13 protein-coding genes are annotated in these 17,144 nt (G+C 34.2%); 7 read left to right on the forward strand and 6 right to left on the reverse strand.

The features are described from left to right. Nucleotides 1–74: 74 nt before the first annotated feature. From R6X41_RS14300 to R6X41_RS14330, 7 genes are all read left to right on the forward strand, one after another. Nucleotides 75–884: a glycogen/starch synthase gene (locus tag R6X41_RS14300; RefSeq protein ID WP_318501027.1), complete on the forward strand. Its 810-nt coding sequence runs from the start codon at nucleotides 75–77 to the stop codon at nucleotides 882–884. Nucleotides 885–908: 24 nt separating this feature from the next. Next, on the forward strand, nucleotides 909–2,507 hold the full coding sequence (gene bamH, locus R6X41_RS14305; RefSeq protein ID WP_318501028.1) for a BamH family beta-barrel-assembly machinery protein: 1,599 nt from the start codon (nucleotides 909–911) through the stop codon (nucleotides 2,505–2,507). A gap of 6 nt (nucleotides 2,508–2,513) precedes the next feature. Then, nucleotides 2,514–4,364 (forward strand): glutamine--fructose-6-phosphate transaminase (isomerizing), encoded by a 1,851-nt coding sequence (gene glmS / locus R6X41_RS14310; RefSeq protein ID WP_318501029.1) that lies wholly within the window; start codon nucleotides 2,514–2,516, stop codon nucleotides 4,362–4,364. Nucleotides 4,365–4,587: 223 nt separating this feature from the next. Next, on the forward strand, nucleotides 4,588–7,314 hold the full coding sequence (locus tag R6X41_RS14315) for a TonB-dependent receptor (protein ID WP_318501030.1): 2,727 nt from the start codon (nucleotides 4,588–4,590) through the stop codon (nucleotides 7,312–7,314). Between the two features lie 12 nt (nucleotides 7,315–7,326). After that, the gene (locus R6X41_RS14320) at nucleotides 7,327–8,946 is read left to right on the forward strand and encodes an SGNH/GDSL hydrolase family protein (protein ID WP_318501031.1); all 1,620 of its coding nucleotides are present in this window, start codon (nucleotides 7,327–7,329) and stop codon (nucleotides 8,944–8,946) included. A gap of 167 nt (nucleotides 8,947–9,113) precedes the next feature. Next, nucleotides 9,114–10,628 carry a F0F1 ATP synthase subunit beta gene (gene atpD, locus R6X41_RS14325; RefSeq protein WP_318501032.1) on the forward strand — a complete coding sequence of 505 codons (1,515 nt, stop codon included), beginning with the start codon at nucleotides 9,114–9,116 and terminating at the stop codon, nucleotides 10,626–10,628. 74 nt (nucleotides 10,629–10,702) lie between these two features. After that, nucleotides 10,703–10,996, forward strand: a complete 294-nt coding sequence (locus R6X41_RS14330) for a hypothetical protein (RefSeq protein WP_318501033.1) — start codon at nucleotides 10,703–10,705, stop codon at nucleotides 10,994–10,996. 98 nt (nucleotides 10,997–11,094) lie between these two features. Here the strand turns inward: R6X41_RS14330 and R6X41_RS14335 are convergent, their stop codons facing one another. Genes R6X41_RS14335 through R6X41_RS14360 form a run of 6 tightly spaced genes read right to left on the reverse strand, consistent with a single transcriptional unit; the run spans nucleotide 11,095 to nucleotide 17,085 of the window. Beyond that, the gene (locus tag R6X41_RS14335; RefSeq protein ID WP_318501034.1) at nucleotides 11,095–11,535 is read right to left on the reverse strand and encodes a LexA family protein; all 441 of its coding nucleotides are present in this window, start codon (nucleotides 11,533–11,535) and stop codon (nucleotides 11,095–11,097) included. Next, on the reverse strand, nucleotides 11,532–12,788 hold the full coding sequence (locus R6X41_RS14340; RefSeq protein WP_318501046.1) for a Y-family DNA polymerase: 1,257 nt from the start codon (nucleotides 12,786–12,788) through the stop codon (nucleotides 11,532–11,534). The genes R6X41_RS14335 and R6X41_RS14340 overlap by 4 nt, the downstream gene beginning before the upstream one ends. Nucleotides 12,789–12,845: 57 nt before the next feature. Further along, nucleotides 12,846–13,937: an acyltransferase family protein gene (locus R6X41_RS14345; RefSeq protein WP_318501035.1), complete on the reverse strand. Its 1,092-nt coding sequence runs from the start codon at nucleotides 13,935–13,937 to the stop codon at nucleotides 12,846–12,848. 10 nt (nucleotides 13,938–13,947) lie between these two features. Continuing rightward, nucleotides 13,948–15,288, reverse strand: a complete 1,341-nt coding sequence (locus R6X41_RS14350; RefSeq protein WP_318501036.1) for a sugar MFS transporter — start codon at nucleotides 15,286–15,288, stop codon at nucleotides 13,948–13,950. Between the two features lie 46 nt (nucleotides 15,289–15,334). Continuing rightward, nucleotides 15,335–16,048: a LytR/AlgR family response regulator transcription factor gene (locus R6X41_RS14355; protein WP_318501037.1), complete on the reverse strand. Its 714-nt coding sequence runs from the start codon at nucleotides 16,046–16,048 to the stop codon at nucleotides 15,335–15,337. Next, entirely contained in the window at nucleotides 16,045–17,085 is a 1,041-nt protein-coding gene (locus R6X41_RS14360) for a sensor histidine kinase (RefSeq protein WP_318501038.1), read from the reverse strand. Before R6X41_RS14360 ends, R6X41_RS14355 begins: the two co-directional genes overlap by 4 nt. Between the last annotated feature and the right edge of the window lie 59 nt (nucleotides 17,086–17,144).

Consider the following 17,144-nt stretch of genomic DNA (forward strand, 5'->3'; position numbering starts at 1 on the left):
TTTAACATCAATCTGCATAAAATTTTGTAATTTTGCGTGTTTTTTATTTTGAATTCTCAAAAGCCCAGTAATTTATGAAAGATAAGAGGATATTATATGTATCATCTGAAGTAGTTCCTTATTTACCTGAAACTGAAATATCATCTATGTCGTTTGAAACACCTAGAATGGTAAATCAACAAGGTGGTCAAATCAGGATTTTTATGCCTAGATATGGAAACATTAACGAGAGAAGGCATCAACTACACGAAGTTATAAGACTATCTGGTATAAACCTAGTAATTAATGACTTAGACATGCCACTAATTATAAAAGTAGCATCGATACCTAAGGAACGTATCCAAGTATATTTTATAGACAACGACGAATATTTTAAACGTAAAGCAACTTTAACAGATGAGAATGGTGCTTTATTTTCAGATAATGACGAGCGTGCTATTTTCTTTGCAAAGGGTGTTATTGAAACGGTTAAAAAATTAAATTGGGCGCCAGACATTATACATGTTCATGGATGGCTTGCATCTTTACTTCCGCTGTATTTAAAAGAATATTTCGCAGGAGAACCTTTGTTTAACGACAGTAAAGTTGTGACTTCTATTTACAACCAAGGTTACGAAGGTACGCTTAACAAGGATATGGCCACTAAAGTGAAATTTGACAATATTAACGATGATGTTGTAAAAACTTTAAGCGACCCAACCTACAATAATTTAATGAAAGTAGCTATCGATTATTCTGATGCTATTATTATTGGTTCTGAAGATATTCCTGAAGAACTAACTTCACATTTAAACGATTCTAAAAAGCCAGTTTTAGGATATAAAAACAAAGAAGAATTTGGCGAGGCGTATTCTAACTTCTACATAAACGAAGTTTTAAAATAATACGTTTTACTTCATAAAAAATATATGAAAAAGATTTTACAAGCATTTAAACTCTCTAGCATATTTCTATTGCTAATTACAGTCTTTACTGCGTGCGATAAAGATTATAATTCTATTGGAACAGATATTATTGGTAGCAAAGGTTTTGTAACCGATAGTATTCAATTTCCTATACTTGCATACACACTAAAGGTTAAACCCGTACAAACTAACGGATTATCTGCCAGCTTATTGGGAGCATTTAAAGATCCAGAATACGGTTTAACAACTGCCAGTGTAGTGTCGCAAATGACACCTCAAACGTATTCACCTACATTCGGAGACAATCCTCAGATAGAATCGGTAACATTAACTATTCCTTATTTTTCTACAGCTATAGAAATTGAAGAAGATGGCGAAACTATTTACGAATTAGATTCTGTATATGGAGGCAGCCCTATTAAATTATCTATCTATCAGAATACTTATTATCTAAGAGAAACAGATCCGTCTTCTAATTTCGACGAAAGCCAGTTATACTATTCTAATTCTAACGAAACAATTAATTTCAATAATTTTCAAGGTGAATTATTATATTTCGATGGTGATTTTTTTCCAAGTAATGAAGAGATTCAAGTTAAAGAAGAAAACGAAGATACTGGAGAGTTAGAAGTTACAGAACGTTATTCTCCAAGATTACAAGTCGAGTTATTAAATAATAATCAATTTTGGGAAAAGTTACTTTTTGATAAACAAGGTAGTGCAGAATTGAGTAATCAGAATAATTTTGCAAATTATTTTAGAGGTATTTATCTTAAAGCTGAAGCGATAAATGGAATGGGTAATCAATTCTTAATTGATATTAATTCCACAGATGCAGAAATTTCAGTAAAATACTCATACGATTATGATGATTCATCAGAGACAGATCCTGATGGCAGATCTGAAGGTGAGTATGTTTTAAATTTCAACATCAATAGATTAAGTACTTACGAAAGTGATACAAATTATGAAACTGGTAATGATCTTACTGGAGATGTAGATTTATATTTAAAAGGAGGAGAAGGCTCTATGGCTGTAATTAATCTATTTGAAGGTCCAGACCTAGATGGCGACGGGCAACCAGATAGTTACTTAGATGATTTTTTAATGCATAAAGGTAATTGGTTAATTAACGAAGCGACGTTAACATTTTACGAAGATGCAAGTAAAGTTTATACTACCAACGATTATCACACCTACGATAGACTTTATGTTTACGATGTTAAAAATCTAACTACTTTAAAAGACTACGCTTACGACCCGAATGTAAACACAACCTATCCGCTTGCTTCCAAAATAGCCCATTTAGGGCAGCGTTCTGGAAGTCAAGGCACTTACAAATACAAGATACGAATTACAGAACATATTAAAAATATTCTGACAAATGATTCCACAAATACAAAAATTGGTTTAGTTTTATCATCCAACGTAAATAACACACTGAATGCTCAGTTGTTAGACAGCGAAGGAGATGTTGTCACAACACTTCCAGAAGGTGCTGTACTATCTCCAAAAGGAACTATTTTACACGGAAGTAATCCTAGTGTTCCTAGTAATTTACGAGCAAAGTTAGAAATTTATTATACCGAACCAAAAAACTAAAAATTTATGTGTGGCATTGTAGGATATATAGGCTATAGAGAAGCTTACCCAATAGTAATTAACGGTCTTAAACGTTTAGAATACCGTGGCTACGACAGTGCAGGAATTGCAATATACGATGGCAAAAATCTAAAAGTTTGCAAAACCAAAGGAAAAGTTTCAGACTTAGAAGCCCGTGTAGAAAAAGAAATTTCTACTAATGGTACTGTAGCAATTGGTCATACACGATGGGCAACACATGGTGTTCCTAACGATGTAAACTCACATCCTCATTATTCAAATTCTGGAGATTTAGTAATAATCCATAATGGTATTATTGAAAATTACGAATCTTTAAAAAAGGAATTAATTACAAGAGGATATACTTTTAAATCGGACACAGATACTGAAATATTAGTAAATCTGATTGAAGAAGTCTTGAAAAAAGAAAAAGGCCTAAAACTAGGAAAAGCAGTTCAAATCGCTTTAAACCAAGTTGTAGGCGCCTATGCAATTGCTGTTTTCGATAAAAAGAAACCAAACGAAATAATTGCTGCTAGACTAGGAAGTCCCTTAGCAATTGGTGTTGGAGAAAACGAATTTTTTATTGCTAGTGATGCTTCTCCTTTTTTAGAATTCACAAAAAATGCCATTTATCTTGAAGATGAAGAGATGGCTATTATTCGCTTAGGCAAAGAAATAAAAGTTAGAAAAATAAAAGACGACACTATGGTCGACCCTTATATTCAAGAGCTTCAATTAAACCTTGAACAAATTGAAAAAGGTGGGTACGAACATTTTATGTTGAAAGAAATTTTCGAACAACCAAATGCAATCTTAGACACCTTTAGAGGGAGACTTCGAGCAAATGAAGGTCTAATTAAAATGTCTGGAATTGAGGATAACATGAAAAAGTTCCTTAACGCAGATCGTATTATAATTGTGGCTTGTGGTACATCATGGCATGCTGGATTAGTTGCAGAATACATTTTTGAAGATTTAGCACGCATTCCTGTTGAAGTAGAATATGCTTCAGAATTTAGATATAGAAATCCTGTTATAACCGAAAAAGATATTGTTATTGCAATTTCTCAATCTGGTGAAACTGCAGATACTTTAGCAGCTATTAAATTAGCGAAATCTAAAGGCGCTTTTGTTTTCGGTGTTTGTAATGTTGTAGGTTCTTCTATTGCTAGAGAAACCCACGCAGGTGCTTACACGCATGCTGGACCAGAAATTGGAGTAGCATCAACCAAAGCATTTACAACTCAAATAACTGTATTAACGTTAATGGCGTTAAGATTGGCTAGAGCTAAAGGCACAATGTCAAGTTCAGATTTCCGTCGTCATTTAATCGAATTAGAACTTATCCCAGATAAAGTTAAAAAAGCTTTAGAATCTGACGCTTACGTAAACACCATAGCAGAGATTTATAAAGACGCTAAAAACTGTTTATATTTAGGAAGAGGATATAATTTCCCTGTAGCTTTAGAAGGCGCTTTAAAATTAAAAGAGATTTCATACATTCATGCGGAAGGTTATCCTGCTGCAGAAATGAAACATGGTCCTATTGCTTTAATAGACGAGCACATGCCAGTTATTGTTATTGCAACCAAAAAAGGACATTACGAAAAAGTAGTTAGTAATATTCAAGAAATTAAATCTAGAAAAGGAAAAATTATAGGTATCGTTACAGAAGGAGACGAAAGTGTAAGAAATCTTGCAGACTACGTTATTGAAGTTCCTGATTGTTCAGAATCTTTATCACCTTTATTAACAACCATTCCGCTTCAATTATTATCGTATCATATTGCGGTTAAATTAGGTAGAAACGTAGATCAACCTCGTAACTTAGCTAAATCTGTTACTGTAGAATAACATATTTTTTATTACATATTAAAAGGCATCTTTAACTTACGTTGAAGATGCCTTTTTGTTTTCATATAACTCAACCACTCTATATCCAAATTATTAATTTCACAAAATACCAATTCATTATTTATGAAATTACTAAAAATTACACTCTAATATTAACAATATAGTTTTAAAATTTGATTTAAACATGTATATTGTTCCTTAGATAACCTAATTAAACCTGTATATGAAATACATCTTTACTTTTCTCGTGTTACTTACTTATTCTATAACCTATTCGCAAACTACAGTTTCCGGAACTGTAGTCGATAATAATAGTCAGCCACTCCCCGGTGCAAATATTATAATTGAAGAGACGTCTGTTGGAACCGTTACTAATTTTGATGGCCATTTTACATTTACAGTAGATAAAAACCCTCCTTTTAGAATAATTGCTAGTAGCGTAGGCTACGACCCCATTATAAAAACTGTGGATTCCAATAATCAAATTATAGACATTGTACTTATAGAAGGTACCTTTTTAGATGAAGTTATTATTTCCGCATCTCGTACTCCAGAACGTATTTTTAATTCACCAGTAACCGTAGAGCGTTTTGGGCTAACAGATATTAGAAATACGACTTCTGTAGATTTTTATGACGGATTAGAAAACCTAAAAGGAGTAGATATAAATACCAACAGTTTAACTTTTAAATCTATTAATACGCGAGGATTTGCTTCGTTTTCAAATACCCGATTTATGCAATTGGTAGATGGCATGGACAACTCTACCCCTGCTTTAAATTTCCCATTAGGAAACTTAGTTGGTCTTAATGAAACAGATGTTATTAGTATCGAATTATTACCTGGTGCTTCATCAGCCTTATATGGTGCAAATGCCTTTAACGGAATTTTGTTTATGAGAAGTAAAAACCCTTTTGATTATCCTGGAATTAGCGGATATGTAAAGCAAGGAGTTACTTCACAAGATGCTGCAGGAGTAAATTCCTATACCGATGTTGGTGTAAGAATCGCACACAAGTTTAGTGAAGTATTTGCTGCAAAAGTCAACTTTTCTTGGTTAAAAGGTACCGATTGGGAAGCCGATAATTACGCAGGAAAACCAGGCACAGGAGCAACAAGAGCATCTCCCGATTATGATGGCTATAATGTATATGGAGATGAAGTTTCTACAAATATAAAAGCAGCTTCTGGTGGATTAGGAATTATCCCGGATGTAGAAGTGAGTAGGACAGGTTACGATGAAATTGATTTAACCAATTATAATGCTGAAAACTTAAAAGCTGATTGGGGATTATATTTAAGACCTTGGAAAGATGAATTTGAAATTGCATACGTTGGAAAAATGGGAACAGGAAACACGATTTATCAAGGTACTAACAGATATAACATTGCAAATTTCTTCCAACAACAACATAAAATCGAAGTAAGAAACGATAATTTTTTTGTTAGAGGGTATATCGTTGCAGATAATGCAGGAGATTCCTACGACATGGTATTTACAGGTATAAATGTAAATCGTACGTGGAAAAGTGACCAACAATGGTTTGGAGATTATATACAATCGTATGCAGGGGCTACACTAAACGGAGCTACAGATTCTCAAGCACATTCCGCAGCAAGAGCTTCTGCAGATGAAGGGAGATTTCTTCCGGGTACAAAAGAATTTAATGACGCTTTTGATACAGTAACTAGCGAACCCGATTTAAATTCAGGTTCTAAATTTCAAGACGCTTCTAAATATTACCATGCAGATGCTAATTATAATTTTAGTCATTTAACAAACTGGGCAGAAATTCAAGTTGGTGGCTCGTATAGAAAATACGATTTAAATTCTTCTGGAACCATTTACACCGATGAATTTCAAAATATACAATATTCTGAAATGGGTATTTACACACAGCTTCAGAAAACATTCTTAAAAGAGGAAGCTTTAAAATTAACAGCCTCTTTACGATACGATAAATCCGAATTATTTGATGGCTTCATTTCGCCTAGAATTTCTGTAGGCTATACCTTAGGAGCCAGAGAACAACATAATATTAGAGGATCTATTCAGTCTGGGTTTAGAAATCCAACAACACAAGATTTATTTATTGGTTTAGATGCAGGTAGTGCTATTCTGGTTGGATCGGCAAAAAGTAATTTAGATCGCGACATAAGAACTTACGATGTTAGTGCAAGCGGACAAGAATTAGGGCAGCCAGCTACAGTAGAGATTATTGGAGGAGCTGCATACGAAAATGCATTTACTTTAAATTCTGTTCAAATGGGAGCTCCTGTTGCCGCCGATATATCATTGGTTCAACCGGAACAGGTTACGTCTTTTGAGATTGGATATCGCGGAAAATTAAATCTTTTTATTGTAGATTTTGAAATATATTACAACAAGTACAAAAATTTCATATCTAACGAAACCGTTCTAGTTCCTTTCTACGGTACCGTTGGAGACAACTCATTGTCTTTAGCCGCTGTTCAAAACGGCGATTATAAAGCGTATCAAACATATACAAACTCGGCTGCCGGAATAGAATCATTAGGATCTTCAATCCAGATTTCAACCAAAATATTTAATAATTACGATATATCTGCCATTTACACATTCGCAAAGCAATATTTCGACCAAGCTGCTTATCCAGATTTTAGAACCAGTTTTAATACGCCGGAAAATAAAGTGAAAGCGACTTTTGGGAATGCAAATGTATTTCAAAACTTTGGTTTTAACGTGTCATGGCTTTGGAGTGATTCTTATTTGTGGCAAGCGACCTTTGGAGATGGGAACATTCCATCGTATCACACCTTCGATGCACAAGTAAACTACAGAGTGCCAAAGCTAAAATCTTCATTTAAAATAGGAGCAACAAACTTTTTAGGTGAAGAATATTATACTGCAATAGGAACCGGATACATCGGTTCTATGTATTATGTGTCTTGGACAATCAATAACTTATAATAAACTTAACTTATGAAAGTAAAATATATATGGTGCGTAGCCCTAGCCCTAACATTTGCTGCGTGTAATAACGATGACGATAGTAGTACGGATAATGATTCGGCTATTTATCCACCATTAACTTCGGGTTCAGCAGATTTTTCAAATTTTATATCTTTAGGAAACTCACTAACTTCTGGTTATACAGATGGAGCTTTATTTATTTCAGGTCAAGAAAACTCGTTTCCAAAAATGTTATCAGAACGGTTCGAAATAATTGGTGGTAGCGAATTTATTCAACCATTAACAAATGATAATTACGGTGGATTAGCCTTAAATGGCACTCGAATTCCTGGATTTAATCCCAGATTAGTAACAACTGGAGGACCGCCAGTATCTTTAGAATCGGTTATAGGACCGGTAACTGTAACTACAGATATTGTTCTTAACAACCCTTCAGGACCATTTAATAATATGGGCGTTCCTGGAGCAAAAAGCTATCATTTATTAGCAAACGGATATGGAAATATAGCAAACTTATCAGCTGGACTTGCAAATCCGTATTTTGTAAGAATGACAGGAAATACCCCAAATGCCTCTATGTTAGAATTAACTATGGCACAAAGCCCAACATTCTTTTCGCTTTGGATAGGCAACAACGACATTCTAGGATATGCATCAACTGGAGGAGATGGTTCCGATCCTATTACAGATCAGCCTACTTTTGATTACGCGTATAGCACATTAGTAAACACATTAACATCGGGAGGCGCTAAAGGTGTAGTTGCCAACATTCCTTATATAACAAGTATTGCACATTTTACAACCGTCCCTTATAACCCATTAGACCCAACTAATCCTGATTTCGGACCACAAATTCCAACATTGAATTTGGTTTATGGATCTTTAAATAGCATATTCAATGCGTATGGTCAATCGGAACGTAACGTAGTATTTACAACAACGAGTGCGAATGCTGTGGTTATAAACGATGAAAATTTAAGCGATATGTCTTCTGAAATTACTGCAGCTTTACTAGCAAGCCCAACATTTCCAGCTTTCCTAGAATCCATGGGATTACCCGCGGCGGCGGCCCCAATAGTAGCGCCTTTATTGGGATCTTTTTATGGACAAATAAGACAAGCTACTGCTGAAGATTTGTTTGTACTAAGAAGTAGTGCAATTATAGGAACTGTTAATCAGACTATGGCAGACGCTTTAATCGCTCAAGGTTTACCTGAAAATATTGCAAATCAATTTTCTGTTGAAGGTGTAACGCTTCCGCTAGAAGATAAATGGGTTTTAATCCCTTCTGAACAAAATGAAATTAAAATGGCTGTAGATAATTTCAACATTACAATTAAAGCTGCAGCAAATCAGGCGGGTCTAGCTTTTGTAGACGCTAATTCAGTATTACAAAAAGTAGCTTCACCTGGAGGTTATGGTTATAATGGCTTTATTTTAAACAGTGATTTAGTTACCGGAGGGGCTTTTTCGTTAGATGGTGTTCATCCAACATCTAGAGGATATGCTTTAATTGCAAACGAATTTATGAAAGCAATTGATGCTACTTACGAAACGAATTTCGAAACTTCAGGAAACTTTACAAACCTTGGGGATTATCCAACAAACTATTCTCCTTTGCTTCAATAAATTAAATAAACACCAAAAAACGAAACGTCTTCAAATTGAAGACGTTTGGTATTCTATAAAAAAGATAAAAACATATTTCTTTTTAAATTATAAACTATTATATTTGCAGCGCGAAAAAATAGTTATTTTTCAAGAAATTTAAGCAAAAATCTATAAACATTTAAGTAATGTCAAAAATTACAGGTAAAGTTGCACAAATCGTTGGTCCAGTTATCGATGTTGTATTCGACTCTGAAGGAGCTCTTCCAAAAATTTACGATTCATTAGAAATTACAAGACGTGATGGTACACTTCTAGTATTAGAAGTACAATCTCACATTGGTGAAGACACTGTTCGTACAATCGCGATGGACTCTTCAGATGGATTAAGTAGAGGGACAGAAGTAGTTGCTACAGGAGCCCCAATACAAATGCCAATTGGAGATGATGTATATGGTAGACTTTTCAATGTAATTGGAGATGCTATTGATGGTTTAGGAAACTTGCCAAAAGCAGGTGCTGCGGGATTACCAATCCACAGACAAGCACCTCGATTCGAAGATCTATCAACATCTACTGAAGTTTTATTCACAGGTATTAAAGTAATTGATTTAATTGAGCCTTACGCAAAAGGGGGTAAAATTGGATTATTTGGTGGTGCCGGAGTTGGTAAAACAGTATTAATTCAGGAATTGATTAACAATATTGCAAAGGGTCACGGTGGACTTTCAGTTTTTGCTGGAGTTGGAGAAAGAACTCGTGAAGGAAATGACCTTTTAAGAGAGATGTTAGAGTCTGGTATTATTAAATACGGAGATGACTTTATGCACTCTATGGAAGATGGAGGATGGGATTTATCTAAAGTAGATAAAAACATCATGAAAGAATCTAAAGCGACTTTCGTTTTCGGACAAATGAACGAACCACCTGGAGCACGTGCTCGTGTAGCCTTATCTGGTTTATGTATCGCAGAATATTTCCGTGATGGAGCTGGTGCTGGAGATGGTCAAGGGAAAGACGTTTTGTTCTTCGTAGATAACATTTTCCGTTTTACACAAGCTGGTTCAGAGGTATCTGCATTATTAGGACGTATGCCTTCTGCCGTAGGTTACCAACCAACGTTAGCAACAGAAATGGGTGCTATGCAAGAGCGTATTACATCAACTAAAACAGGATCTATTACATCTGTACAAGCGGTTTACGTACCTGCAGATGATTTAACTGACCCTGCTCCTGCTACAACCTTTGCTCACTTAGATGCAACAACGGTATTGTCTCGTAAAATTGCTGAGCTAGGTATTTACCCAGCAGTAGATCCATTAGATTCTACATCAAGAATTTTAACTGCAGATATTTTAGGAAAAGATCATTACGACTGTGCTCAAAATGTTAAGGAGTTATTACAACGCTATAAAGAATTACAAGATATTATTGCAATTTTAGGTATGGAAGAATTATCTGAAGAAGATAAATTAGCCGTAGGTAGAGCAAGACGTGTACAACGTTTCTTATCTCAACCATTCCACGTTGCAGAACAATTTACAGGTCTTAAAGGTGTTTTAGTAGACATTAAAGACACCATTAAAGGATTTAATATGATTATGGCTGGTGAATTAGATCACTTACCAGAAGCAGCATTTAACCTTAAGGGTTCTATTGAAGACGCTATTGAAACTGGAGAAAAAATGTTAGCAGAAGCATAATTAGTTAATAGTTTTTAGTTGTTGGTTGCTAGTTTAACCATCGACCATAAACGACTAACAAACAACTATATAATATGTATTTAGAAATTGTATCGCCAGAAGCCACTTTATTTAGTTCGGAAGTAGATGCTGTTACTGTACCAGGTACCGATGGAGAGTTTGAAATGCTTAATCATCACGCTGCTATAGTATCACTTTTAACAGCCGGAACTGTAAAAATTAAAGTACATACTCAGTCGCATTTAGATTACGACAAATTACATCCTGAAGTGGAACCACATATGTCAGATAGTAAAATATTAACTATTAAGATTAAGTCTGGTACTTTAGAATCTAAAGACAATAAAGTTATAATCTTAGCGGATTAAAAACCTTATTACTCATATAAAAAACGCCTCAAAAAATTAATTTTTTGAGGCGTTTTTAGTTTTATATATTTCAGCAGATGTAAATTCCACTCATTCTATCACACTCTTTTAATCACGTTGGTAACTATGCCCCAAATCACAAAATCGTTTGCATCTGTAACTTGTACTGCACTATAATTTGGATTTTCTGGTTGTAGCCATACTTCGCCACCTTCAACTTTTAAACGCTTTACTGTAAATTCACCATCTAAGAAACACACAGCAATTTTATTATGAGTTGGAGCTAAACTTCTATCAATAACCAACAAATCGTTGTCATCGAGTCCAGCACCAATCATAGATTGCCCGCTAACACGTGCAAAAAAAGTCGCTTCCTTATTTCTTACCAATTCAGCATCCAACGATAAACGTTCTTCTTTAAAATCGTCTGCTGGTGAAGGAAACCCTGCCGAAATGCCTGAGTCCACAAAAATAGCTCCAGAATCCGGTACAATTTCTGGCGTAAAAAAGGTTAATTTTGAAGTTGTATGTAGCATCATTTTACTGTAATAATATCGTTAATATTGGTGGTATATTTTGGGGATAAACGCTCCTGTTTCATTTTCCATGTGCGTTGTAAATCCTGATTTCCTAATTTAATGGCATGACTTTTATACTTGGAGTTTAAAGCATCTATTACACGCATTAAAGGTTTGTGTTTAGGATTTTCAGACGTAAACAAATCTAACTGAAATGCATCATTAGGCACCAAACCGGTTACAACAATACCTGCACGTTTATACTTCACACCCGCTTTAAATAATTGTTTAGCGGCTGCTACAGCTTGCGTACTTATAATTAATGATGAATCAGTAGGATACGGCAAGGTAATCATTTTACTTCCATATTCGTGAGCCATGTCTTTTTTATGACGATCGCTACTTAATTGCACAATAATCATATGGCAACTGCTTTTCTGCTTTCTTAATTTCTCTGCACAACTTGTTGCAAATGTAGAAATCCGTTCGGTAATATTATCTAAATCAGAAATAGTGCCTTCAAAACTTCGTGTTGTTGCAATTGCTTTTTTAGGAGATGGCTCTTCCAGTTTTAATGTAGGATGCCCTAACAAATCCTGTTTTAATCGCCATTCGACAATAGAAAATTGTTTTCTTATATAATCGTCTGGAAGTTGTGTAAAATCGTATGCAGTATGACAATTTATAGATTTTAATCGTTTAGACAATCGTCTGCCAACGCCCCAAACATCTTCAATTTTAAGCCATTTTAAAGCTTTAATTCGAGACACATCAGAATCAATTAAAAAAACACCTTTAGTGTGTTCGGGAAACTTCCTCGCAATTTTATTAGCTACTTTAGATAATGCCTTGGTTGGCGCAATTCCAACGCATGTTGGTATTCCTGTCCATTTTAAAATACGCGTTCGCATTTCATGTCCGTAAGCCGTAATATCTATATTTTGAAACCCTTTTAATTCTAGAAAAGCTTCATCTATACTATAAACCTCAACATCTGGACTAAACTGTTCTAAAATACGCATAACACGTGAACTCATATCGCCATACAACGGATAGTTTGACGAAAACACCTGAATATTATTTGCCTTAAAAAACGATTCATATTTAAAGGCTGGCGCTCCCATAGGAAGGTTTAAGGCTTTAGCTTCGTCACTTCGCGCGATAACACAACCATCGTTATTAGATAAAATGGCAATAGGTTTTCCTCGCAAATCGGGATTAAAAACACGTTCGCAAGAGGCATAAAAATTGTTACAATCGACTAAGGCATACATGGCATAAAGGTACATTTTTTTCATGTATCCTTTTAAAGCACCTTGTGTGTTTGAGTGTTAAACTTTAATGAAAATTCTCTTCTTATACAGATAATATCCTAGGCCTAAATAACATAAAACAACAGCTAGGGCATATAATAATGACGATAAATTTAAAGCCATAACATCGTGAACAAAAAAGGCATTATACAACCAAGAGTGAATATTTTGCCCCTTTCCTAACGGTATAAGGTAAAAGATTTTACTAATTAAACTGGATAGAAAATATACAGTAATCGCATTCATTCCAGCATATTTAAAAATAGATCCAAAATGCACCCCTCTTACATCAACTATATAATAAATAATTCCTAAAATTACTGTTGCTATTCCAACTGTTGCTAATACAAAACTACTACTCCATAGTGCCTTATTTAAAGGGAAAACCGAATTCCATAAATAGCCTAAAACAATACCAATTATGCCAAATCCGATAAGTTTAATTGTTTTGTTGGTCGTTTCAGAATCTAAAAATTTTCCGATTAACACACCAAAAATACTAGTAGCTATAGATGGCAAGGTTCCTATTAATCCTTCGGGGTCGTAATCAGGTTGCCACATATGTTTTCCTAAAACATGCAAATCGATATAATTAGACCAATTGTTAGCCGCACGAGCAAATGTTGGCGGTACTCCGTTTGGCAGAGGTATAAATCCAAGGAAAACCCAATAACCAATTAAAATAGCTATTGCAATACCTAACAAGGTTTTCCAATTACAATTGAGATACAACCAAGCCGTTATAAAAAACACAATTCCTATACGTTGAAGCACGCCTGGAATACGGACAGTTTCCAATGTTTCGAAAAACGGTGGAATTGGAGTAAAAACATTAAGAAACAACCCTAATCCGATGAGTTTTAAACTCCGAATGGCTATTTTTTTATAATTTTCGACTGTCGCCGACTTAAATTTGTAAGCGTAATAAATTGAAATTCCCACGATAAATAGAAAAAACGGAAAAATTAAATCTGTAGGTGTTAATCCATGCCAATCTGCATGTAAAAATGGTGCATAAACACTCCCCCAGTCTCCTGGTGTATTTACCAAAATCATTGCAGCAATGGTTATACCACGTAACAGATCTACAGATTCAATGCGTTGTTTCATTAGTGTTTTCTTATGATATTTTCAAACCAATTTTATGTCCGTAAACAGCATAAAACAATATGATTAAATAACACGGAATTAAAATCCAATATCCAGAAGTTGCGGCTTGAGCCGACGCTGTTGCATAATCTAAGCCTTGAACTATTAATTCTTCCTTTTTAGAATCGACTAGAGCACCGTATAAAGGTGGAATAATTGCTCCCCCAGAAATAGCCATAATGAGTAATGCTGAAGCCGTTTTTGTAAATTTGCCCATACCAGTTAATGCCAAAGGCCAAATTGCTGGCCATACCAAAGCATTAGAAATCCCTAGAGCCGCAACAAAAAGTACAGATGTAAATCCTGTAGTCGATAACACGCAAATAGCAAATACAACACCCAAAATAGCACTCACTTTTAAAGCTAACACTTGACTCACATATTTAGGTATTAAAAACACACCTAAAGCATAGGTTGCAACCATAGCCAAAAGTGTCATTAAAGTAAACGATTTGGCTTCTTCTCCAGGCATTCCAAGAGACAATCCGTAAGAGATAATCGTGTCTCCTGCAATAACCTCAACACCTACATACACAAACAAAGCAAGTACACCTAACCATAAATGTGGAAACTGAAAAATGCTTGTCTTTTTTACAGCTTGAGCGCCGTTAGTACTTTCGTCTTCTACTTCATCTGCTTCAACATGAGGCAATGGTGCTTTGGTAATTAAAACAGCTAAAATAAATAACACCACAGCCATAATAATATAGGGCATCACAACACTATCGGCCATTTCGTTTAATAAAGTTGTTTTTTCATCTACAGAAACTGTAGTTAATTTCTCTTTAATTTCGTCTATACCAGACAACAAAATAGCTCCAAAAATTAAAGATCCTAATGCTCCTGCTACCTTATTGGCTATTCCCATAATAGCAATACGTTTTGCTGCGCTTTCCATTGGACCTAAAATGGTGATGTATGGATTAGATGCTGTTTGTAAAAGCGTCATTCCTAAACCTTGAATAAAAATTCCAGTTAGGAACAACGTATATGTTCTCGCTTCGGCTGCAGGTATAAACACCAGTGCTCCAATTCCCATTAAAGCTAACCCAAAAGACATTCCTTTTTTATAACCTACTTTTCCAATAATATAAGAAGCCGGTAAAGCCATAACGACAAAAGAAATATAGGATGCTGAAGCGACCAAATACGATTGCGCATCGGTGAGTTCGTTTATGGTTTTCATAAAGGGGATTAATGCACCGTTAATCCAAGTAACAAATCCGAAAATGAAGAACAATCCGGCAATAATTAGTATAGGCACTAAAGAAGTATTCTTAGGTGCCGCGTGTGTTTCTGCGGTTTTAGACATGATGTTTTAGTAAGTGATTTTTAAATTAATATTGGTTGTTTTAGTTTTAAGAGTCTTCGCTTTTAAAGATGCGCTCTCGCGTGACTTTAACATAATTTCTCCCTATTGGTATTCTCCGGTTGGCAATTTCTATGGTATTACCTTCAACCGACTTTATTTTATTTATGGAAATGGTATACGACCTATGTACTCGTAGAAAATTAGACTGTGGTAATTCTTCAGAAATCGCGGTTAATGATTTATGCACAACATAATCGCCAAAAGCCGTAATTACTTTAATGTAATCTTTAAGGCTTTCTATATACAGAATATCATTTAAATTCACTTTTATTAATTTTTTGCTCACCTTAAGAAAAATATGAGGTTCTTGCTGTAAATTTAATTCTGAAGTTGCACTTGTAATATATGCCTGTTGATAGACTTTATTCATGGTTTTTAAAAACCTATTAAATGGGATGGGTTTTACTAAATAATCTAATACATTTAGTTCGAAACTCTTAACTGCATACTCACGATACGCTGTTGTAAATACAATTAACGGTTTATAACTTAGGTTTTCTATAAAGGCGAATCCGCTAAGTTGTGGCATATTAATATCTAGAAAAATAACGTCTATTTTTTCTTGTTCTATTATAGGATATGCCTTTAATGGATTATTAAAAGTCGCGACAATTTCTATATGATCGAAATTTTTTAAATGATCCTCTATTACCTTTATTGCTAAAGATTCGTCATCAATAATTAAGCATTTAATTTTCATCGAATGGGAATTTTTAAAAACAGATTATACGTATTATCTTTAATCGTATTTTCTAAAATATAGTTGCTTCCAAACAGTAAATTTAGTCTGCGCTTAGTATTTACAATACCTATACCTTGTTCGCTTGTAATATCGGGATTAGATTTAAAACTATTCACTAAAGTGAACTCTAAATAATCTTTCTGTAAAATTTTAATACTCATTCGTACGGTTACTTTATCACTATTCTTTAAACCATGTTTAAAACAATTTTCTACAAAATTTAAAAATAATAATGGCGGCACTTCTACATCTTCGATATCTCCAGTAATATCCATTTCAAAATCTATGCTTTCATTAAAACGCAAACGCGCAATATCTATAAAATTATTGAGATGATTTATTTCTTCTAACAAATCGGCTTTCGAACTATTTACCTCGTACAACACATATTGCATCATATCCGATATTTTAATAACCAATTGTGGTGCACTATCAGATTTAGTTAAAGTTAATGCATATAAATTATTTAAGGTATTAAAAAAGAAATGTGGCTGAATCTGTGTTCGTAAATATTTAAGTTCTGTACTTAACTGAAGTTTTGCTAATTCTTCATTTCGGTGTTTTTCTATACTCCAATCTATCAACAATTTTATAGCAGACACAAATGCTATAACATACAATTCACCTAAAACAACCGCAATAATATGATTTAGCTGAAAAAAATTACCGCTGCTTTCGGCTTCAGGCCAAATACTTTTAGTTACTAAAACATAATTTAATCCTGTTCTTACCAAATAAACCATGGCTAACATAAAAATTAAAGAAAACAAATAACTCCAATAGCGTTTACGTAATATTAATCTAGGAATTAAGAAATACACGTTTATATATACAACTATAATATGAATAGGAAACTCTACTAAGTTGGATTTCAAGGAGTACCAATAATCTTGAAAATAACTCCCCCAACGTACTACATTAAACACAAAGTAACCCAACCAAAAAAGGATGTGATATTTAATAGAAATAGATTGCTTTATTTTGAATGTGAACAACTGGATAATTTTTTAAGATTCTTTAATGTTATTTTAAAAAACCCAAGATTAATTAAGCA

It is taken from the genome of Formosa sejongensis (assembly GCF_033447105.1).
Lineage (GTDB): Bacteria > Bacteroidota > Bacteroidia > Flavobacteriales > Flavobacteriaceae > Formosa.

Excerpts from the sequence above, each read along its gene's own strand:
- R6X41_RS14300 (WP_318501027.1), top strand. The coding sequence starts at position 75 with ATGAAAGATAAGAGGATATTATATGTATCATCTGAAGTAGTTCCTTAT.
- bamH (WP_318501028.1), top strand. The coding sequence starts at position 909 with ATGAAAAAGATTTTACAAGCATTTAAACTCTCTAGCATATTTCTATTG.
- glmS (WP_318501029.1), top strand. The coding sequence starts at position 2,514 with ATGTGTGGCATTGTAGGATATATAGGCTATAGAGAAGCTTACCCAATA.
- R6X41_RS14315 (WP_318501030.1), top strand. The coding sequence starts at position 4,588 with ATGAAATACATCTTTACTTTTCTCGTGTTACTTACTTATTCTATAACC.
- R6X41_RS14320 (WP_318501031.1), top strand. The coding sequence starts at position 7,327 with ATGAAAGTAAAATATATATGGTGCGTAGCCCTAGCCCTAACATTTGCT.
- atpD (WP_318501032.1), top strand. The coding sequence starts at position 9,114 with ATGTCAAAAATTACAGGTAAAGTTGCACAAATCGTTGGTCCAGTTATC.
- R6X41_RS14330 (WP_318501033.1), top strand. The coding sequence starts at position 10,703 with ATGTATTTAGAAATTGTATCGCCAGAAGCCACTTTATTTAGTTCGGAA.
- R6X41_RS14335 (WP_318501034.1), bottom strand. The coding sequence starts at position 11,535 with ATGATGCTACATACAACTTCAAAATTAACCTTTTTTACGCCAGAAATT.
- R6X41_RS14340 (WP_318501046.1), bottom strand. The coding sequence starts at position 12,788 with ATGTATGCCTTAGTCGATTGTAACAATTTTTATGCCTCTTGCGAACGT.
- R6X41_RS14345 (WP_318501035.1), bottom strand. The coding sequence starts at position 13,937 with ATGAAACAACGCATTGAATCTGTAGATCTGTTACGTGGTATAACCATT.
- R6X41_RS14350 (WP_318501036.1), bottom strand. The coding sequence starts at position 15,288 with ATGTCTAAAACCGCAGAAACACACGCGGCACCTAAGAATACTTCTTTA.
- R6X41_RS14355 (WP_318501037.1), bottom strand. The coding sequence starts at position 16,048 with ATGAAAATTAAATGCTTAATTATTGATGACGAATCTTTAGCAATAAAG.